This window comes from Hydrogenovibrio sp. (assembly GCF_049975065.1).
GTDB lineage: Bacteria > Pseudomonadota > Gammaproteobacteria > Thiomicrospirales > Thiomicrospiraceae > Hydrogenovibrio.
In genome coordinates this window covers 13,833-33,001 of record NZ_JBNGDN010000011.1, presented here as the reverse complement: position 1 = coordinate 33,001, position 19,169 = coordinate 13,833, and the positions used below count along the sequence as shown (strand labels likewise).

Sequence of the window (19,169 nt, the reverse complement as noted above, 5' to 3'; positions counted from 1 at the left end):
GAAACTGCTGGCGCAATATCCGCCAAAACCGGTTAATAAAAAGTAAGGCACGCAACGGCGAAAACCTCAGCGCCCATAAAAAAAACCGCTTCGAATGAGCGGTTTTTTTTATGCCGTTTTTTATAGCGTGCGGCGCGCATTAAAACCACTCCGTCAAAACAGAGTGCAGCGAATTTCTGAATCCATCAGAGATTCCCTGAAACCGAAAGGCCTTAGCTTTGTGCCTGCTCCGCCAGATACGACTCGTAATCGCCGTGATAGACTTCCACGCCCTGTTCCGTCATCACTAACAACCGCGTGGCCAACGACGAGACGAATTCGCGGTCATGAGACACAAAAATCACGGTGCCGTCAAACTCTTCCAAGGCTTGGTTCAGAGATTCGATGGATTCCATGTCCAAATGGTTGGTCGGTTCGTCCATAATCAGAATATTCGGTTTCTGCAGCATCAGTTTACCGAACAGCATCCGCCCTTGCTCCCCACCGGACAGCACCTTGACCGACTTGTCGATTTCCTTTTGTGAAAACAGCATTTTGCCTAACACGGCGCGAACCGCTTGTTCATCATCTTCTGGGGCTTTCCATTGCGACATCCAATCCAGCAGATGGCTATCCGTTTCAAACTCATGGGCATGATCCTGAGCGTAATAGCCGATGTCACTGTTTTCCGACCATTTCACCCGACCTGAATTGGGTTGTACGTCCCCCACCAGCATTTTTAAAAACGTTGTTTTACCAATTCCATTCGGGCCGATCACTGCCAGCTTTTCGCCCGCTTCCAGCATCAGATTCAGGTCTTTAAAAATCGTCAGCGACTCGTAGGACTTGCTCAAATGTTCCACTTCCAACGCCAGACGAAATAATTTTTTATCCTGTTCGAATCGGATAAATGGATTCACACGACTGGAGGGCTTCACTTCGGCCAATTCAATTTTTTCAATCTGCTTTTGGCGAGAAGTAGCCTGTTTGGCCTTGGAGGCATTGGCGGAAAAGCGGCTAACAAAAGATTTTAACTCGTTAATCTGCGCTTTTTTCTTGGCGTTGTCAGCCAGCAAACGCTCTCGCGCCTGCGTTGAGGCAAACATATACTGATCGTAATTTCCCGGATAGATACGCAATTCGCCATAATCCAGATCCGCCATATGGGTGCAGACGGAATTCAAAAAATGACGGTCATGCGAAATAATAATCATGGTGCTTTTACGCTCGTTCAACACCCCTTCCAGCCAGCGGATGGTATTGATGTCGAGGTTGTTGGTCGGCTCGTCCAGCAGCAAAATATCCGGGTTGGCAAACAAGGCCTGCGCCAGCAAAACCCGCAGCTTCCAGCCCGGCGCAATTTCCGACATGGGACCGAAATGCTGTTCCACTGGAATTTCCAATCCCAGCAACAACTCACCGGCGCGGGATTCAGCGGTGTAACCATTCATCTCACCAAACGCCACCTCCAGATCCGCCACCTTCAGGCCATCTTCTTCCGACATTTCTGGCAGGCTATAGATACGGTCACGCTCTTGCTTCACTTGCCACAAAGGCGCATCGCCCATAATAACGGTATCAATCACGCTGAACGCCTCATAGGCAAACTGATCCTGACGCAACTTGCCAAGTGTTTCGTTCGGATCCAGCATCACCGTGCCACTAGTGGGTTCGAGATCACCGCCCAGAATTTTCATAAAAGTGGATTTACCGCAACCGTTCGCGCCAATTAACCCGTAACGGTTACCATCGCCGAACTTAACATTGAGGTTTTCAAATAGCGGCTTCTCGCCGAACTGCATGGTGATATTCGCGGTGGAGATCAAAACGGTTCCTTCTGAAACATTCGGGTTAGGAAAAATGAAGCGTTATTGTGGCATAAAACCAGCCAAAACGACACCTTCAAAAGTCACAATACATGCGGATTCATACGTTTGTCACTTGACAGCCAACTGAGCCCTTGTACCATAGTGAAACAGTCACTCGAATGGAACCCCTGCTATGAACGTTGCTTTTTTCAGTACCACCAAAACCGACAAAGCGTTATTTGATAAGCTGGCACCGGACTACACTGTGTCGCTGGACTATTTCGATGTACATCTAACCGAAAAAACCGCCCCTTTGGCACAAGACTATGAGGCCGTTTGCGTCTTTGTCAACGACACCCTATCGCGTCCGGTGATTGAACAGTTGGCCGCTGGCGGCACGCGTCTCATTGCATTGCGCTGTGCAGGCTTTAACAATGTGGATCGCAAAGCGGCGCATGACCACGATATGACGGTGTTGCGCGTGCCCGCTTATTCCCCCATGGCGGTGGCCGAACACGCCCTGGCCTTAATGATGAGCTTGAATCGCAAAACCTATCGTGCCTACAACCGTGTGCGCGACGGCAATTTCATGCTGGAAGGCTTGCTCGGATTCGATATGTTTCAGAAAACCGCCGGTGTCATTGGCACAGGACGCATCGGCTTGGAAATGACCCGCATCCTGACGGGTTTGGGCTTGAATGTCCTCACCTACGACCCTTTCCCGAATCAACAGGCGGAAGAATACGGTGCTGAATACGTCGCTTTGGACGAACTTTATCGTAACAGCGACATCATTACCCTGCATGTGCCGCTTATGCCGGAAACCCACCATTTAATCGGCGATGATTCACTGGCGAAAATGAAAGATGGCGTTATGCTCATCAACACCAGCCGTGGCGCTTTGATGGATGCCGATGCCTTGGTGAAAAGTGTCAAAACCGGCAAAATCGGTTATCTCGGCATTGATGTCTATGAACAGGAAGAAAACTTGTTTTTTGAAGATCATTCCGATGAAATCATTCACGACGATACCTTTGAGCGCCTCGTCACCTTGCCGAATGTGTTGATTACCGCCCACCAAGCCTACTACACCGCTGAGGCATTGGACAATATCGGTCACACCACGCTGGAGAATCTGCGCGATTTCGAGCGCAATGACATTAACCAGAGTCGCTGCGTACTGTGTGAAATCTAACCACCGCAAAGCGTCAGTGGCAAACGACCCGGCTTGATGCCGGGTCAAAAAAAAGCCCCCGATCGCCATCAGCGGTCAGGGGCTTTTGCTTTCTTGTGCTTCAATTAAACGATTGTTTAAGCGTTCAGATGACTTCACTCAACAACGCATTCATGCGCTTAATAAATTCCGCCGGGTTTTCCAAGTGATCGCCTTCTGCCAACTGCGCTTGCTCCAGTAGGAACAGAGACCACTCTTTCACTTTGCCCGCGTCTTCCAGTGTCTCCAGTTTTTTCACCAAAGCATGATCTGGGTTCAACTCCAGCACCGGCTTCTGTTTCGGCATCGCCTGCCCCATCTGCTCCAGCATTCGCGCCATGTGTGCCGACACATCGCCATCTGCGGGCACCACACAGGCCGGTGAATCCGTCAGTCGATGGGTGATTTTGACATCGGAAACCGCGTCTTCAATCGCATTTTTGACTTTTTCGGTTAAAACTTCGCGCGCTTTCTTGTCTTCTTCCGACAAATCCTTTTCGGCTTCGTCTTCGAATTCTTTCAAGTCCGCTGCAGTCACCGATTTCAGCGGCTTGCCTTCAAATTCGGTTAAGTGCGACACCAACCATTCGTCAATGCGATCCGTCATCAGCAGCACTTCAATGCCTTTTTTGCGGAACATTTCCAAATGCGGGCTGCCGGAAGCCGCCGCAAAGGTTTCGGCGGTAATGTAGTAAATCGCCTCCTGCCCTTCAGTCATACGATCCACGTAATCCTGTAACGATACCCGCTGTGTCGGACCGGACGATTCGTGTGTTGAGGAGAAGCGCAGCAACTTGGCAATTTTTTCGCGATTGGCGAAATCTTCGATCATCCCTTCTTTCATCACATTACCGAACTGATCCCAGAAGGTTTCATAATCGGTCTTGTCATCGGCCTTGGCCAGCTTGTCCAACTGATCCAGTACACGCTTCACGGAAGCGGAACGAATTTTGTCCACCACTCGGTTGCTTTGCAGAATTTCTCGCGACACATTTAATGGCAGGTCATTGGAATCAATCACACCGCGTACAAAGCGCAGATACGCCGGCATTAAATGCTCGGCGTCGTCCATAATAAACACGCGTTTCACATACAACTTCAAACCATAGCGGCGATCACGGTCGTACAAATCAAACGGCGCGCGTTTCGGGATATACAACAAAGAGGTGTATTCTAAAGTGCCTTCCACTTTATTGTGGATGTGCGCCAATGGATTTTCAAAGTCGTGCGACAAGGTCTGATAGAAGCTGTTGTACTCTTCATCGCTCAGTTCCGATTTGGGCTGTGTCCACAGCGCGGTGGCCTTATTGACCTGCTCAAGGGTTTTCTCACCGGTTTCCTTGCCTTCGTCATCTGTCTCGGCTTTCCACATTTTAATCGGGAAGTTAATGTGATCCGAATAGGTGGTAATGATGTTTTTCAGGCGGAAGTCATCGAGAAACTCATCCATGTCTTCTTTAAGATGCAAGATAATTTCAGTACCTTTGGCCTCTTTTTCAACCGTTTCCAGCGTGTACTCGCCTTCACCATTAGACTCCCAGCGCGTGCCTTCCGTCTTATCGTCCCCTGCTTTGCGGGTAATCAGCGTCACCTTGTCCGCCACGATAAACGACGAATAGAAACCAACCCCAAACTGCCCGATCAAGTGGCTGTCTTTGGCTTGATCCCCAGTGAGGGTTTCCAGGAATTTTTTGGTACCGGAATTAGCGATGGTGCCGATATTGGCGATGACTTCATCACGCGTCATGCCAATCCCATTATCGATAATGGATAGGGTACGCGCTTCTTTGTCGAAGCCGACCTGAATCGCCAGCTCGGATTCGCCTTCGGATAAGCTATCGTTGGAAACCGACTCGAAACGCAGTTTGTCCAGGGCATCGGAGGCATTGGAGACCAACTCTCTTAAAAAAATTTCTTTATTACTGTACAAGGCGTGAATCATCAGCTTCAGCAACTGATTAACTTCAGTTTGGAACGCATGAGTTTCCGTATGGCTCATTGGAATGCTTCTCCTTCATTTCTACTGAGGACTTGGTGTCAAGCCCTCGCTATGGATTAAATCACCGTGTTTCTCACGAAACGACAAAAGTATTCGTTTAATGGTGCCAGGCCTGGTGAAATTCAAGCTTTGTCAGCGTTTTTTTTCACGGCAGGTTTCGCCCATAAAAAAAGCGCTCAAAGAGCGCTTTTTTGTAAACCTACCGTTGCTGATGGGCTAAGATTAGTCGGCACCGGCCACAATTTCCAGGGACTGCATAATACCATCCGGTGCATTGGCAATCGACATAAAGCTGCCAGAACCCATCATTGACAAGCTCGGCCAGTTAATGGCAATGCGGAATTTCCCATTTAACGCCAGTGCCTTATCACCGTTCACCAACACTTCATAAGGCAAGTGCGCCGCATGTGAGTGGCCTGCCCCGTCAATTTGCGCCAGAATGTTTTTATCCGAGCCTTCCGTTTGAGATAACGCGACACCGAACACCGTCATCTGCTTGCCTGGGATGTCAATGCGATACACTTGGGTGGCACCGCCACGCCCCGCTTTTAATCCAGCTTCTATGGTATTCACCCCTTCCTGATAAGAATCAAAGGACTGAATTTCGTCCACATCGTCAAAATACGGCATCATGAATTTATAATGATACTCACGCAACTCGCCTGCGGTCAGCGGCTTATCCGCGCCAAACGCTTTTTCCTTGCCAAGCGCTTTTTCCATAGCGGCCTGAACGGGTTGAATATCCCCTTTCATACGATACACATTCCACATATAAGTTGGGTTGGTGTAAGCCACTTCCACCTTGTCGCCACGCTTAACCACTGAGACACGTTCCATGGCACCGAAACCGCCGTTTGTGGACAAACCGGCCAGTGTTTTCAGCGCGGTATTGGTCACCACCAGCACTTCGCTGTCACCGTTGGGCTGATAGTGTCCCACCACCTCAAAACCATTGGCTGTCAGGGATTTTTTAGTTTTATCCACCGCCACCGCCAGGCTGTCGCTTGAAGTGGAGCCAAGAATAAACGGCATGTAACCGCTGGCCATCGCCGTGGTCGCTGACACCAGCATGGACAGCATCAAGGATGCTGTTAACAAAAGAGATTTAAATTTCATGAGCCTTCCATTTCAGTATTTATAAGGAGAGCTCATTGTTATCAATTTTTTGAGAAAAGCGAAATTCAATTTTTTAATGGTCAAATTAAGAAAAGGATAAAATACTAATATGCTCTGCAAGGTCAAGCTGTGTCAGCCATAAAAAAAGCGTCTTAATGACGCTTTTCGAAAAGTATTTTGAAGCACACTCTGAGAATTAAAAAAATTCGATTTCCTCATCATCCTGTTCGGCTTCCGTCATACGAGTACGCATGCGCCCTTTCATAATTTCAATGGCTTCCATAGCCGGCATTTCCTGATCAAAAATCAATTCGAACAACTCTTCTTCTTCGCGCATGGTGGTGCCTTTACGCACATCGGATTTGAACGCCTCCCACTGAGCTTGATCTTTGGCATGCATTTCATGCGAAACGATTTCCGCCAGGCCTGACAAACCATGGGAAACATGGTTCAGTCGCTGACTGAGTTTATCGTAAAACTGAAAGGCGATAATGGCCTGTTGCATTTTAGTCGCCAAATCGCCCGTCTGCGTTAATAACGACTGATTATGCTCCTCAATGCCAGCCACATCCGTGGACATTTCGGCAATCTTCTGGCTGGAACGCTCAATACCTTCTATGTGCTGTGACATAAATGAAAAGGAGTCGATCAAGGTGTTTACCGAATTATCCCCGTCGGTAATCGATAACTCAATCTGAGCCACCGACAAATTTAAAACCATAATGGTTTCCTGCACTTCCTTAGCACCTAATGCAAATGACATAACTTCCTCTGGTCTATAATCTGAGGCTCCCTGCCTCATTTCACGGCTTGAACCGTTTGTGGTTGACACCAACTGCTGCAAAAAAATCTACAGCGCTTCTTACCCCGAATAGTTACTTTCGGGTTGAATCACCGACGTCATCAGGCGGCGGAACCGTGTAAGCCACCTTTGTGACTGGATAGGGTTTCCGTTACATCCAGAATCAATGACACAGTACCGTCCCCAAGAATCGTGGCACCGGCAATGCTGCTGATTTTCATAAAATTGCTTTCCAAGCTTTTAATCACCACCTGCTGCTGTCCCAGCAAATCATCAACAAAAATACCGGCGCGGTGACCGCCGTCTTCCACCACAACCAGCAAGCCTTCTTCCAGATCGGTTCGTGCATCGGAGATGCCCAGCTTATGGTGCAGACGAATGACCGGAATGTAACTGTCACGCAATTTGTAAAGCTCCGTCTGTCCAGCAATGCCTTTGACCAAGGATTTATCGACCTGAATGGATTCCACAATCGACACCAGAGGGAAGACATAGGTTTCCGATCCGACTTTGGCGAGTTGCCCATCCAGAATGGCCAGCGTCAACGGCAAACGTATGGTAAAGATACTGCCTTTACCCACCTCGGTTTTAACTTCCACCGAACCGCCAAGGCCACGAATGTTTCGACGCACCACGTCCATGCCGACGCCACGACCAGAAACGTCACTGACCACGTCCGCCGTTGAGAAGCCCGGGTGGAAAATCAAATCAATGATTTCCTCATCGCTCATTTTGATGTCTTCGTCAATGACGCCTTTTTCAATGGCTTTCTGACGAATGCGATCGGCATTGATACCGGCACCGTCATCGGTAATCTGTATCAGAATATTGCCGCCCTGATGAAAGGCCGCCATTTTTACAATACCGGTTTCCGGCTTACCGGCAGCCAGTCGAACATCCGGCGCTTCAACACCATGATCGATGGAGTTACGAACAATGTGCACCAATGGATCCGTCAAGGCTTCCAGCATGGTTTTATCCAGTTCGGTGCCTTCACCCTCCATCACCAAATCAATCTTCTTGCCCAGTTTCTGACTGACGTCATGCACGATGCGCGGCATACGATTGAAGGCAAAACTCACCGGCAACATACGGATATTCATCACACTTTCCTGCAAGTCGCGTGTGTGTCTTTCAAGGTGCGTCAGGCCTTCACGCAACTTGTCCACCCAATCCGAAGAGCCGCCTTCATTTTGTTCGGCCTGTTCGCCAAACTGGCTGAGCATCGACTGGGTAATCACCAATTCGCCCACCAAGTTTACCAGTTGATCGATTTTGCTAAGATCCACGCGTATGGAACTGTCTTGTTTCGGAGCCGGAGCCGACGCTTTTTTCGCCGCCGGTTTCTTTTCCGCCTTCGCCGGTGCGGCAGGTTCCTTGACCGCTTGCGGTGCGGCCGCGGCAACCGGTGCCGCTTCGGCCGCAGGTGCCGCGGCGGGGGCTTCCGGTTTTGGTGGCGGTGTGATATTCACATCGGCACCGTCTCCGTCAATCCACTCAAACACTTCTTTGACGTCCGCTTCCTGAAGACCATCACCGGTGAGAACCAATTGCCATTTCAAAAACAATTCTTCTGGGTTCAGCGCGGCAGGATCTTGAGGTAACTGACTGTCATCCACTGTGACCTCAACCGTGCCGAGCGATTCCAACTCTCGGAAAATACGAATCGGTTCATTCCCGGTTTGCAGCAATTCTTTTTCCGGAATCACTTCAATACGCCAAGCGCCGTTCGAGCCTGTAGAGGCCGCTTCGGCGGGGGTATCCGCTGCGACGGGTTGGGCACCGTTGTTTACGGCATCATCGGAATCACTCAAAATGGCTTCCAGTGCCTGTTGCACCTCAGAGGCTTTTTCATCATCAATTTCTTCGTGATTTTGCAAACGCGTCATCATGTCGCGAAGCACATCCACGGCCTGCAACATGGTATCGGTCGCATGCTGCGTCACATCACGGCGACCGTCCCGCATTTCATCCAACAGGGTTTCCAGAACGTGGGTAAAGTCGATGATTTCATTAAACCCGAAAGTACCGCTCCCGCCCTTGATCGAGTGGGCCGCTCGGAAGATTTCATTGATTTTATCCGTGTCCGGTTTGCCGGGTGCCAAATCCAGCAAGCCGGTTTCCATCACATCCAACCCTTCAAAACTCTCTTCCAGGTAGGTTTGGCGAAACGTTTCCATCATGTCCATAGCGGTTTCCTCAGAACAGTTCTACGTCACCTTCAACAGGCTTCGATCCAATATTACTAATGTAGCGACTTTCTTCAGCCGCCAGCGTTTGATTGTGCATGGCATTCAGTCGTCTGACACGCACCCGCCCCGTGCTGGGGTAATAAAGCACCTTGCGCGGGAACACATCTCCAATATCCTGGGACACGATTTTGTACCCCTCGGTGTAGATGTAGTCAAACGCAAAGCCAATATTGTACCAACCGATATTGGTGGTGGAACTCATAATGCGTCCACCACCGAATAATTTGAATTCCAACCGATCGCGCTTGGCGCCCAAGTGCAGCAACGCATTGACTAAATTTTCCATCGCATAGTTGCCATATCGGTTGGCGTCGGACAGTTCGGAAGCGCCAGTGGCGTTTTTATCCATCGGCAGCATAAAGTGGTTCATGCCGCCCACACCGGTCACTGGATCGCGGACACAAGCGGAAATGCACGATCCCAATACGGTTTCGATGCGTTCATTGGCGCAGGTAACATAGAATTCACCCGGTAAAATTTTATAAGTCGTGATGCCCTCGGCTGGATCGACGCTTTTTTGCATAGGTTGAGTTAAATCCGTCTATCAAATCAAGTTTGGGCACTGTATGCCCGCTCAAGTGTTATCAAAATAATAAACGTAATACTCGCATTTATTCTAAAGACAGGCAAGTTTTAGTTGCAATATTTTGCGCTTTTTGCCGCGCCTGCTTTTGTGCAGCACGGCGTTGGCGGAAAAAGGCACTGAGCCGTTCACCCGCCTCTTCGGCCAGGACGCCCGAGGTTACGTTTAACTGATGATTGAGATGCGGATGTTCGACTAGATTCATTCGGGAACCGGCCGAACCGGTACGCGGGTCGGCGGCGGCAAACACCAGTCGTTGAATCCGCGCATGCACTAGCGCACTGGCACACATCGGACAGGGTTCCAGCGTGACATAGAGCGTAAAATCAACCAAACGATAATTCTGCCAGGCCTGGCCAGCTTTGCGAAGCGCCACCACTTCGGCATGCGCCGTGGGATCGTGCGATTGAATGGTTTGATTCCAACCTTCGGCCACCAGTTGATTTTCATGCACCAGCACCGCACCGACCGGCACTTCTCCCTCCTGCTCGGCACGTTCAGCCAACATCAGGGCGTGCCGCATCCAAAAAACATCCTGCTCCTCTGGCGACAGAGAATCGAAACCGGTCATGAACGCCGCCGATTATTCCCACTCGATGGTGGCGGGCGGCTTGCTGGAAATATCATAAGTCACCCGCGTTATACGTGGAATTTCATTAATGATACGGTTAGACACTTTTTCCAGAAAGTCATACGGCAAATGCGCCCAGCGTGCGGTCATAAAGTCGATGGTTTCCACCGCACGTAACGCCACCACATAGTCGTAGCGACGCGCATCACCGACCACACCAACGGACTTGACCGGCAAAAACACCGTAAACGCTTGGGAGGTTTTATCGTACAAACCGGCCGCACGCAATTCGGTAATAAAAATGTGATCCGCCAATCGTAAAATATCGGCGTATTCCTTTTTCACTTCCCCGAGAATGCGAACGCCCAGGCCTGGCCCTGGGAAAGGATGACGATACACCATATCAAATGGCAGCCCCAGTGCTACACCCAATTTGCGCACCTCATCCTTAAACAGCTCACGCAACGGCTCCAACAGAGACAACTTCATGTCCTCCGGCAAACCACCGACATTATGGTGCGATTTAATCACCTTAGCTTTACCGGTTTTAGAGCCAGCCGACTCAATCACATCAGGATAGATCGTGCCCTGAGCCAACCATTTAACACGGGTGAGTTTCGCGGCCTCACGATCAAACATTTCAATAAAGGCATGACCGATAATTTTACGTTTCTTTTCAGGATCCGCCTCACCTTGCAAAGCGGCCATAAAATAATCTTCCGCATCGACACGAATGACTTTAATCCCCATATTGTCGGCAAACATCGCCATGACCTGATCGCCTTCCTGATAGCGCAATAAACCATGATCCACAAACACGCAGGTTAGCTGATCCCCAATCGCTTTATGGAGTAGCGCGGCCACCACTGATGAATCCACACCACCGGACAGCCCCAATAACACCTCATCGTCACCGACCTGCTCACGAATACGAGCCACACTGTCGTCAATAATATTATCCGTTGTCCAGAGGGTCTCACAGCCGCATAGAGTGACCACAAAACGTTCAATAATGCGTTGCCCCTGCAAGGTATGAGTGACCTCGGGGTGAAACTGGATACCATAGAAGCGTTTGCCTTCATTGGCCATGCCTGCGACGGGGCAATTGGGTGTGGATGCCATCAGCTTAAACCCTTCTGGCATGACATCGACACGATCACCGTGGGACATCCAAACATCCAGCATGCCATGCCCTTCCGACGTCACATGGTCCTCAATGTCTTTGAGCAAATCAGTGTGTCCATGCGCACGCACTTGGGCATAGCCATATTCGTGTTCATCCGCATGAATGACTTTGCCGCCCAACTGCTCCGCCATGGCTTGCATGCCATAACAGATGCCCAAAATAGGCACACCCAAATCAAACACGGATGACGGTGCCACCGGCGCATCATCGCCCGTAACGGTTTCCGGACCACCGGATAAAATCACCCCTTTGGCTCCAAAAGCGGCAATGCGCTTTGCCTCGACATCCCAGGGTTCCACCTCACAATAGACACCAATTTCACGAATACGGCGTGCAATCAACTGAGTGTATTGAGAACCGAAATCCAAGATTAAAATCCGGTCTTGATGAATATTGTTCTGCGATTGTGTTTCAGAGATCATTTCAGGGGTATCCAACGTAAAAGAAGTCTAAAGAGAGGTCTAAAGTGAGGTTTTCGGTGCACCATTCCAGGCCATCCAGCTCGTTTGAACCCAACCGACCCCGAGTTCAAGCACGGGGGCGGTTTTTAAGTTTCATTTCAACTGAAGCAGGCATTTACACGCGATAGTTCGGCGCTTCTTTGGTAATCGTCACATCATGCACATGGCTTTCAGTCATACCGGCTCCGGTCACACGCACAAAGCACGGCTTGATATTAAATTCCGAAATATCACGGCAACCGGTGTACCCCATACTGGATCGAATACCGCCGACCAACTGGTGAATAATCGGAGCCAAAGGGCCTTTATAAGCGACACGCCCTTCAATGCCTTCCGGCACCAGTTTATCCGCCGCATTGGAGGATTGAAAGTAACGATCCGACGAGCCCTGTTTTTGCGACATGGCACCCAGCGACCCCATTCCACGATAGGACTTGTAAGCACGCCCTTGATAGTATTCCACTTCGCCCGGTGACTCTTCGGTTCCGGCAAACATACTGCCCAACATCACTGAAGAAGCGCCCGCGACCAGCGCCTTGGCCACATCACCGGAAAAGCGAATGCCGCCGTCCGCGATAATCGGCACGCCCGAACCTTTTAACGCCTCCGCCACATTGGCAATGGCCGACAGCTGCGGCACCCCGACACCGGCGACAATTCGCGTGGTGCAAATGGAGCCAGGCCCAATCCCCACTTTTACGGCATCGGCGCCCGCTTTCATCAAATCCATTGCGGCTTCAGCCGTCGCAATATTACCGCCGACCACATCAATTTGCGGGAAATTGTCTTTCACCCACTTAACCCGATCCAAAACCCCTTGGGAATGACCGTGCGCCGTGTCCACAATAATCACATCGACACCGGCTTTGACCAAAGCCGCGACACGATCTGGGGTGTCCGCCCCGGTACCGACCGCCGCACCCACGCGCAAACGTCCGTTGGAATCCTTGGCGGCATAAGGGTGTTCGGTGGACTTTTCCATGTCCTTTACCGTAATCATACCTTTCAATTTAAAGTGATCATCCACCACCAGCAAGCGTTCCAAACGATGCTCATGCAAAAGTTCCAGCACGACTTCACGCTTCTCTTTTTCCTTAACCGTGACTAAGCGGTCTTTCTGTGTCATGATTTTCGTCACTGGCTGCGACATATCATCCACATAACGTAAATCTCGGCTGGTAACAATGCCCACCAACTCATCCCCATCCATAACCGGTGCCGAAGACACACGATTCTCTTTGGTTTTTTGCAGAACCGCGCCAACGGTATCGGTAATGTTCACGGTCACCGGCTCCAAAACCACACCGTGTTCGTATTTTTTGACCTTCGTGACCACATGCGCCTGTTCGGCGACCGACATATTTTTGTGCACAATACCGATACCGCCTTCCTGCGCCATCGAAATCGCCAGTCTGGCCTCCGTTACCGTGTCCATCGCCGCGGAGACAAATGGAATATTCAATTCGATATTCCGCGTCAAGCGCGTTTTAAGCGACACATCAGACGGCAACACTTCCGAATGAGCGGGAACCAGTAAAACGTCATCAAACGTCAGAGCTTCTTGCAGGATGCGCATAAATCTTCCACCTTCTATCAACGATTGTGAAGCCCATTGCAATCGAAGCGCTCACGCAACGACTTCGCAATGACCTCATTAAATTCAATTTTGCATTGGTCAGTCACCCGCCGAATTCGGCCAAGCGCGCCCGTAAGGTCTTTTTATAGGGCAATTAGAATTTTCTGCGTAAGCCTAGGAAAGGCTATGAAAAACAAAACCCAAAGGATTTCATATTGAAATTCATACACTTAAAGCAGAAAAAAGCTTCAGAAACCGTTTAAGCCAATGCAATTTAGCTGAGTAGTGTACATTATAAGGATTGACAGTGTCAGGGTAAACTTAATAAGTTATACACCCATACGGAAAATGTTAAAAAACGCAGCTTAAACCGCGTTTTCGCTTTTATTCGTGCAAACTTGTGATTAGAATAAGACAGGCTTACACAGAGTCAACAAACTCTCAGAGCCCTTTGCATGCTTTACCCGCAAAGAGCTCTTAATAAAAAGCTTACAAAAAGCTTACTATCAAAACCTTGGAGGATATACATGAAAAAACTACTTGTGAGTGCCGCTGTTGTTGCAACCCTTTCCTTGGGCGCCTGCTCAAGCACTGGTCAGACAAAATCACTTTCATCCTACGATGACATCATTGCCGAAGCGGCATCCATTCACGCACAAGCGGCCAAAAACAACTATGTTTGGAAACAAAAGAAAATGAAAAAACCTTATGTTGACCACTACATTGCCTTGGCCGAAGAAGCGAAGAAAAAAGGCGACGATGCGACCGCGATGAAATACGCCAAAGAAGCATTGAAAACCGCCAATGCTGAATTAGATCAAGAAGTGAAATATTCCGACCTGAAGCCAGGCTGGTATAAATAAGCAAATCGCTAAACATCCGTTTAGACTTTCGTTTAAACAATTCGAAAACCGCCATGCCTGGCGGTTTTTGTGTTTTTGGTGGTTTTTATAAATGTTCTTATTTACCGTGCAGATACTGCTCATCGGTAAAGCAGCTCACCCATTGCGGCTTCATCAATACCAACGCCAAAATCAACATCCCATTGACAAACCCTTCCGGAATGGCCATCAGCGGAATATAAGGCAAAAAGGAATATTGCAAATTTTCCAAGGTGTGCACACCACTCAACCCCATGACCGCCGCCGACATTAATAGCGCAACCACGGTACTGACGCCCGCGGCAAAAAAACCGTTCAAAAGCACAAACACAAAAAAATTACGATCCAGATACCGATAGGCCAAGATGGCAATCCACCATACAATCAATATCGGCACCACGGCCATCAGCAACAGATTCAATCCAAACGCCATCCAACCCGCATGGCCTAACGCCGTCACCCCAAGCAAGGCAATCACCGCGCAAATAAGGGCAAACTGCGCCCCGAACATCAACGTGGCCAACCCCACTAACAACAAATGAAACGTAATGCCATCCCCTAACGACGCGCCGGAATTCCATAACAGCAGCAAAATCACCGCCATGCCCAGAAACACATGCTGTGCCTCCTTATCCCGAATTTTATGCCAAGGCGCCGTGCGCAATGCCCACCAGAGTGCCAGAAAGCTCAAAATCCCGCCACCCATTAACCAACTCAATGAAAATCCCGCATCCTGATAATTCATAGCGCATCCTCTAACTGTTCCAACCATTTCCACCCTGTTTCAAATCGCATCTGCCGTCACATCACCAAGCACAACCCAAAGCACAACCCTCTGAGTGCCCCATCATGCAATCATAACGCACCCATAACACAAAATGTTGCATGCGGCTCCCGAAGCCGTCAAAATCTGTGAAACCTTGCAGACAATCGACTATTATTTTACCCTGTCATAACCAGTTGGGGTCAAAATAGCGTCCTATGCAATCATTTAAAATTCTGTTTGCCTTTTTCTACGATTTTATACTCTTGTGCGGTGTTTGGTTTGCCGTCGCCATTCCCTTTGTGCTCTGGCAGGGCGCTGGATTCGAAAGCGATCCGTTTGCTCTATTGGCGTTTCAAACCTACTTACTGGCCATTACCTACATTTATCTCAGTTATTTTTGGGTGCAAAACGGCCAGACCCCCGGGTTGCGCGTCTGGCACCTGCAAATTCTGCGGCAAGACGGCTACATCATGACCCGCCACAATGCCAATCTACGATTTGTCACTGGGATTTTACTGTTTCCGATCGGCTGGATTGGCCTCTTTATCGGCACCCAAAAGCAAACTTTGCAGGATCGGCTCGCACAGACTAGAATAGTCCCCATTGAAAAACCGGAAACCCAATCATGACCTTGATCATCCACGAAAACGCTCTCTCTTACGAACAAACCAAAGAACTGACCCGTCGCTTCGGTACACCGCAAAAAGTAGACAACCACTTTCGCATCCAAGCCGATGCCATCGAGACAGACAAGATAAAAGCCCTTTCTGAAAAATGGCAAATCGATTTAAACATTTTTCCCGATCACTTCGACCCTGCCGAGGTCAAGCTGCTGATCAGCGATATGGACTCCACACTGATCGGCATTGAGTGTGTGGATGAAATTGCCGATATGATGGCACTCAAACCGCAAGTGGCCGCCATTACCGAAGCGGCCATGCGCGGCGAAATCGATTTTGCCGCCTCACTCACCCAACGCGTCGCCTTACTCGCCGGACTGGAAACCTCCGCCTTAGAGCGCGTTTACGACGAACGTCTCTTCCTCAACCCCGGTGCCGAGGCCTGGTTAAAAGGGCTCAAAGCTCGACAAATCGCGTTTGCGCTGGTGTCCGGCGGCTTCACTTTTTTCACCGAGCGCCTAAAAACAAAGCTGCAACTCGATTTTTCGCGCGCCAATGTGTTAGCAGAAGAAAACGGCCGCTTAACCGGCAAAGTGGTTGGCGATATCGTGGGGGCGGAAGCCAAGGCTGAGTTTCTGCATGAACTGTGTCAACAGCTGACCATCACCCCTGAGCAAACCATTGCTGTCGGAGACGGTGCCAATGACTTAAACATGATGCATCAAGCCGGTCTCAGCGTGGCCTACCATGCCAAACCCGCTGTTCAAGCCCAAGCCGACGTCGCCATCAACTATGGCGGACTGGATAAGGTGCTGGATTTTATTGCTACCCCCTGAACCGATTTCACCAGACCTGGCCAAAAAACCATCACAAAAAAAGCCCAATCGAACAAGACGATTGGGCTTTTATTGACATCGGATTGTATTTTAACCCGCGTTAAAACAGGCTTTTCTCATATTCCTGAATCGCCGCTACAATGAACTTGCCAATGGTGGACTCATACCCAGGCCACTGACTGGCGGTGTTTTTCATAAAGGGCTCCGCCATGATTTTCGGCTTCATTTCAAAGTCGGTCATGCCTTCTTCATAATATTCACCCGATTTGGTGTAAATAATTTCCATAAACTGCTTACCGTCTTTAATCAGCTGAACCCCTTCTGGCTTACCATGCATCGGAATAAAGTGCTCAATCGGCATTTCCTCAATCACTGAGAGTGCATCAATGGTGCCTTGGAAGGAGCCGTCTTCCATGTTGGCCACGCGGCGCATCACCATGTCTCCCATATACATCGACTTGTCTCCCGTCACTTCCACCGCCAAATCGGATTCGGTGTGCACGCGTCCAAGGTGATGAATTTTCAAAGTGGTGTCACCCATCTTGATCACCTCACCGCCTTCCAACGATTTATTCGGAAGCGTAATCACTGTACCGGTGATTTTGTTATCAGTATTGTTCTGCATAAAATCAAACCAAAACTTATCCGCACCGTTCTTCAACACTTTACGGCACGCCGGATGCGCATAAATTTCAACATCCGCATTGGCGGCCACAAACGGGTGATTGCCCAACCAGTGATCGCCATGATAATGCGTATTAATCACCTTTACCACTGGCTTATCCGTCACCGTTTTGATTTGACGCAAGACCATTTCACCAATCTGCGTGGAACTGCCGGTGTCCACCACCACAACCCCTTCAGAGGTCACAATAAACCCTGGGTTACTGAACATGCCAAAGTTATCCGGCGTAGGGTAAGCCCCCAATGCCGGAATGGTGTAACAACGCTCAGACACTTTCACGGGCGTAATATCCGGCACCGCAGGTCCTTTGAATTCAGCCAAACCGTCAGCGTAAAGCGGCTTTAAAGCCGACATCCCCACCAAACCGGCGGTCATGCCCAAAGCATTCTTCAATAAGTCGCGTCGTCCCATTGCACTCATAAAACTCATCCTTTTATCGTTTTGAATCATTATCCTAAAATTTCTTATCAGCCTTATCGGCTTGGCTCAGTTTCACCAAAAACTAGCCCGGATTATAATCCAAGCCCTTTCAGACTGCCAATTGATGTTTTTTATCTGTCACCACCACAACCGCTGCTGGATGGCTTCTTATCATCCAATCGCATCCAAGAGTCAAACTTTCTCAAAGTTATTCTCAACCGACGGTCGCATTCATACTGTTATAATGTCCAGTCAAAATACCCCATCTGGCGACAGGCATTGAGCAAATATTATGGAAATTCTAAAAACCTATCTCGACATCTGCGTTTTCGGCCTACTTGGATTGATGAGCTTTATACTGGTCTGGTTCAGCATTGAGCGCCAGCTGTTCTTTCGTCGCGTGGATCTTCAGCAGTACGACAGCCCGGAAGCCCTTAAAATCGCCAGCACCCACAACCTCACCACCATTGCCAGCATCGGTTCAAACGCGCCTTATGTCGGTCTGCTCGGCACCGTATTGGGCATTCTGGTCACCTTTTACGACCTCGGGCTCAACAACCAAATTGAAACGGGGCAAATCATGGTCGGCCTGGCACTGGCGCTCAAAGCCACGGCTGGCGGCATAGCACTGGCCATTCCCAGCATTATCATTTACAACGGACTGCTGCGTAAAGTGGATCGGCTGGAACTGGAATACCAGGCCTGGCAAAAACAATCCCCCCAGTCCTGAGCAATCACACTATGAAGCGATTCGACCAAATCAATGTCATTCCCATGATCGACGTTATGCTGGTGCTGCTGGCCATTGTACTAACCTCAGCCAGTTTTATTGTGCAGGACAAGCTCGGTATCGACCTGCCCGAAACCCGTCAAACCGAAGCCTACACACCGCCCGAAAAAGTCGCCTTTCGCTTGGCCATTGATGCCGACAATCGTTTTTTTCTCAACGATCAGCCCATGCCCTTGTCGCAAATCGCCGAAGCACTCAAAACCGCCAGGCCGGATGACCCGATTGAACTCCGCGTCGATCAAAACACAGACTTCGGCTATTTCACTCAACTGATTGATCTGCTCAAAGAACGCCAATTGAGCGATATCAACATTCTCACCCAAAAACAAACCGGTCAACCGCATGGCTAACGCACGCCAGGCGTTTCTGATTACCCTAACGCTCTATACCCTGATAGGGGTCTTTCTCTGGAAAACTCTCACCGCACCGCTTCCGAAAACGGCTGAACTGCAACCGGTCGCCGTCACCACCGCAATGTTTCAGAAAGCCCCCGAATCGAAACCGGAACCTAAGCCGGAACCCAAGCCAGAACCCAAGCCAGAACCCAAGCCAGAACCCAAGCCAGAACCCAAGCCGGAACCCAAGCCGGAACCTAAGCCGGAACCTAAGCCGGAACCTAAGCCGG

18 protein-coding genes are annotated in these 19,169 nt (G+C 49.6%); 7 read left to right on the top strand and 11 right to left on the bottom strand.

What is annotated here, in order from left to right; translation table 11 throughout:
- Window positions 1–212: 212 nt before the first annotated feature.
- Complete coding sequence (locus tag ACP5D0_RS03045; RefSeq protein ID WP_472364100.1) at window positions 213–1,805, bottom strand: ABC-F family ATPase; 1,593 nt, start codon at window positions 1,803–1,805, stop codon at window positions 213–215.
- Between the two features lie 175 nt (window positions 1,806–1,980).
- On the opposite strand from ACP5D0_RS03045, the gene ACP5D0_RS03040 reads away from it, so the two are divergent.
- Window positions 1,981–2,982 carry a 2-hydroxyacid dehydrogenase gene (locus tag ACP5D0_RS03040; RefSeq protein WP_472364099.1) on the top strand — a complete coding sequence of 334 codons (1,002 nt, stop codon included), beginning with the start codon at window positions 1,981–1,983 and terminating at the stop codon, window positions 2,980–2,982.
- A gap of 124 nt (window positions 2,983–3,106) precedes the next feature.
- On the opposite strand, the gene htpG is transcribed toward ACP5D0_RS03040, so the two are convergent.
- The 8 genes from htpG to guaB all read right to left on the bottom strand — a co-directional run bounded on the left by htpG (window position 3,107) and on the right by guaB (window position 13,546).
- A complete protein-coding gene (gene htpG, locus ACP5D0_RS03035) occupies window positions 3,107–4,999 on the bottom strand; it encodes a molecular chaperone HtpG (RefSeq protein ID WP_472364098.1) in 1,893 nt (630 codons plus the stop codon).
- A gap of 222 nt (window positions 5,000–5,221) precedes the next feature.
- Window positions 5,222–6,115: a hypothetical protein gene (locus ACP5D0_RS03030; protein WP_472364097.1), complete on the bottom strand. Its 894-nt coding sequence runs from the start codon at window positions 6,113–6,115 to the stop codon at window positions 5,222–5,224.
- A 196-nt stretch (window positions 6,116–6,311) separates the two neighbouring features.
- Window positions 6,312–6,878, bottom strand: coding sequence for a hypothetical protein (locus tag ACP5D0_RS03025; RefSeq protein ID WP_472364096.1), 567 nt, complete (start codon window positions 6,876–6,878; stop codon window positions 6,312–6,314).
- A 140-nt stretch (window positions 6,879–7,018) separates the two neighbouring features.
- On the bottom strand, window positions 7,019–9,106 hold the full coding sequence (locus tag ACP5D0_RS03020; RefSeq protein ID WP_472364095.1) for a chemotaxis protein CheA: 2,088 nt from the start codon (window positions 9,104–9,106) through the stop codon (window positions 7,019–7,021).
- Between the two features lie 10 nt (window positions 9,107–9,116).
- Window positions 9,117–9,692, bottom strand: coding sequence for a chemoreceptor glutamine deamidase CheD (cheD, locus tag ACP5D0_RS03015; RefSeq protein WP_472364094.1), 576 nt, complete (start codon window positions 9,690–9,692; stop codon window positions 9,117–9,119).
- Window positions 9,693–9,780: 88 nt separating this feature from the next.
- Window positions 9,781–10,323 (bottom strand): tRNA adenosine(34) deaminase TadA, encoded by a 543-nt coding sequence (gene tadA, locus ACP5D0_RS03010; RefSeq protein ID WP_472364093.1) that lies wholly within the window; start codon window positions 10,321–10,323, stop codon window positions 9,781–9,783.
- A gap of 12 nt (window positions 10,324–10,335) precedes the next feature.
- Entirely contained in the window at window positions 10,336–11,931 is a 1,596-nt protein-coding gene (gene guaA, locus ACP5D0_RS03005) for a glutamine-hydrolyzing GMP synthase (protein WP_472364092.1), read from the bottom strand.
- A gap of 154 nt (window positions 11,932–12,085) precedes the next feature.
- Complete coding sequence (gene guaB / locus ACP5D0_RS03000; protein WP_472364091.1) at window positions 12,086–13,546, bottom strand: IMP dehydrogenase; 1,461 nt, start codon at window positions 13,544–13,546, stop codon at window positions 12,086–12,088.
- A gap of 455 nt (window positions 13,547–14,001) precedes the next feature.
- Here guaB and ACP5D0_RS02995 point away from each other — a divergent pair, with 455 nt between their 5' ends.
- Complete coding sequence (locus tag ACP5D0_RS02995; protein WP_472364089.1) at window positions 14,002–14,409, top strand: hypothetical protein; 408 nt, start codon at window positions 14,002–14,004, stop codon at window positions 14,407–14,409.
- Window positions 14,410–14,506: 97 nt separating this feature from the next.
- On the opposite strand, the gene ACP5D0_RS02990 is transcribed toward ACP5D0_RS02995, so the two are convergent.
- Window positions 14,507–15,172 (bottom strand): energy-coupling factor ABC transporter permease, encoded by a 666-nt coding sequence (locus tag ACP5D0_RS02990; RefSeq protein WP_472364088.1) that lies wholly within the window; start codon window positions 15,170–15,172, stop codon window positions 14,507–14,509.
- 236 nt (window positions 15,173–15,408) lie between these two features.
- Between ACP5D0_RS02990 and ACP5D0_RS02985 the strand changes: the two genes are divergently transcribed.
- Window positions 15,409–15,822, top strand: coding sequence for an RDD family protein (locus tag ACP5D0_RS02985; RefSeq protein WP_472364087.1), 414 nt, complete (start codon window positions 15,409–15,411; stop codon window positions 15,820–15,822).
- Complete coding sequence (serB, locus tag ACP5D0_RS02980) at window positions 15,816–16,649, top strand: phosphoserine phosphatase SerB (RefSeq protein ID WP_472364101.1); 834 nt, start codon at window positions 15,816–15,818, stop codon at window positions 16,647–16,649. The genes ACP5D0_RS02985 and serB overlap by 7 nt, the downstream gene beginning before the upstream one ends.
- A 100-nt stretch (window positions 16,650–16,749) precedes the next feature.
- Here serB and ACP5D0_RS02975 read toward each other — a convergent pair whose 3' ends face one another.
- The gene (locus ACP5D0_RS02975; protein WP_472364086.1) at window positions 16,750–17,754 is read right to left on the bottom strand and encodes an MBL fold metallo-hydrolase; all 1,005 of its coding nucleotides are present in this window, start codon (window positions 17,752–17,754) and stop codon (window positions 16,750–16,752) included.
- Between the two features lie 292 nt (window positions 17,755–18,046).
- On the opposite strand from ACP5D0_RS02975, the gene exbB reads away from it, so the two are divergent.
- From exbB to ACP5D0_RS02960, 3 genes are all read left to right on the top strand, one after another.
- Window positions 18,047–18,484: a TonB-system energizer ExbB gene (exbB, locus tag ACP5D0_RS02970; protein ID WP_472364085.1), complete on the top strand. Its 438-nt coding sequence runs from the start codon at window positions 18,047–18,049 to the stop codon at window positions 18,482–18,484.
- A gap of 11 nt (window positions 18,485–18,495) precedes the next feature.
- On the top strand, window positions 18,496–18,894 hold the full coding sequence (locus tag ACP5D0_RS02965) for an ExbD/TolR family protein (protein ID WP_472364084.1): 399 nt from the start codon (window positions 18,496–18,498) through the stop codon (window positions 18,892–18,894).
- The coding region (locus ACP5D0_RS02960) for a hypothetical protein (RefSeq protein WP_472364083.1) at window positions 18,887–19,169 on the top strand (283 nt) is incomplete at its 3' end. The genes ACP5D0_RS02965 and ACP5D0_RS02960, both read left to right, overlap by 8 nt.

What these genes read in the sequence shown, in the direction of transcription:
- ACP5D0_RS03040 (WP_472364099.1), top strand. Translation starts at nt 1,981, where the DNA reads ATGAACGTTGCTTTTTTCAGTACCACCAAAACCGACAAAGCGTTATTT.
- htpG (WP_472364098.1), bottom strand. Translation starts at nt 4,999, where the DNA reads ATGAGCCATACGGAAACTCATGCGTTCCAAACTGAAGTTAATCAGTTG.
- ACP5D0_RS03030 (WP_472364097.1), bottom strand. Translation starts at nt 6,115, where the DNA reads ATGAAATTTAAATCTCTTTTGTTAACAGCATCCTTGATGCTGTCCATG.
- ACP5D0_RS03025 (WP_472364096.1), bottom strand. Translation starts at nt 6,878, where the DNA reads ATGTCATTTGCATTAGGTGCTAAGGAAGTGCAGGAAACCATTATGGTT.
- ACP5D0_RS03020 (WP_472364095.1), bottom strand. Translation starts at nt 9,106, where the DNA reads ATGGACATGATGGAAACGTTTCGCCAAACCTACCTGGAAGAGAGTTTT.
- cheD (WP_472364094.1), bottom strand. Translation starts at nt 9,692, where the DNA reads ATGCAAAAAAGCGTCGATCCAGCCGAGGGCATCACGACTTATAAAATT.
- tadA (WP_472364093.1), bottom strand. Translation starts at nt 10,323, where the DNA reads ATGACCGGTTTCGATTCTCTGTCGCCAGAGGAGCAGGATGTTTTTTGG.
- guaA (WP_472364092.1), bottom strand. Translation starts at nt 11,931, where the DNA reads ATGATCTCTGAAACACAATCGCAGAACAATATTCATCAAGACCGGATT.
- guaB (WP_472364091.1), bottom strand. Translation starts at nt 13,546, where the DNA reads ATGCGCATCCTGCAAGAAGCTCTGACGTTTGATGACGTTTTACTGGTT.
- ACP5D0_RS02995 (WP_472364089.1), top strand. Translation starts at nt 14,002, where the DNA reads ATGCTTTACCCGCAAAGAGCTCTTAATAAAAAGCTTACAAAAAGCTTA.
- ACP5D0_RS02990 (WP_472364088.1), bottom strand. Translation starts at nt 15,172, where the DNA reads ATGAATTATCAGGATGCGGGATTTTCATTGAGTTGGTTAATGGGTGGC.
- ACP5D0_RS02985 (WP_472364087.1), top strand. Translation starts at nt 15,409, where the DNA reads ATGCAATCATTTAAAATTCTGTTTGCCTTTTTCTACGATTTTATACTC.
- ACP5D0_RS02975 (WP_472364086.1), bottom strand. Translation starts at nt 17,754, where the DNA reads ATGAGTGCAATGGGACGACGCGACTTATTGAAGAATGCTTTGGGCATG.
- exbB (WP_472364085.1), top strand. Translation starts at nt 18,047, where the DNA reads ATGGAAATTCTAAAAACCTATCTCGACATCTGCGTTTTCGGCCTACTT.
- ACP5D0_RS02965 (WP_472364084.1), top strand. Translation starts at nt 18,496, where the DNA reads ATGAAGCGATTCGACCAAATCAATGTCATTCCCATGATCGACGTTATG.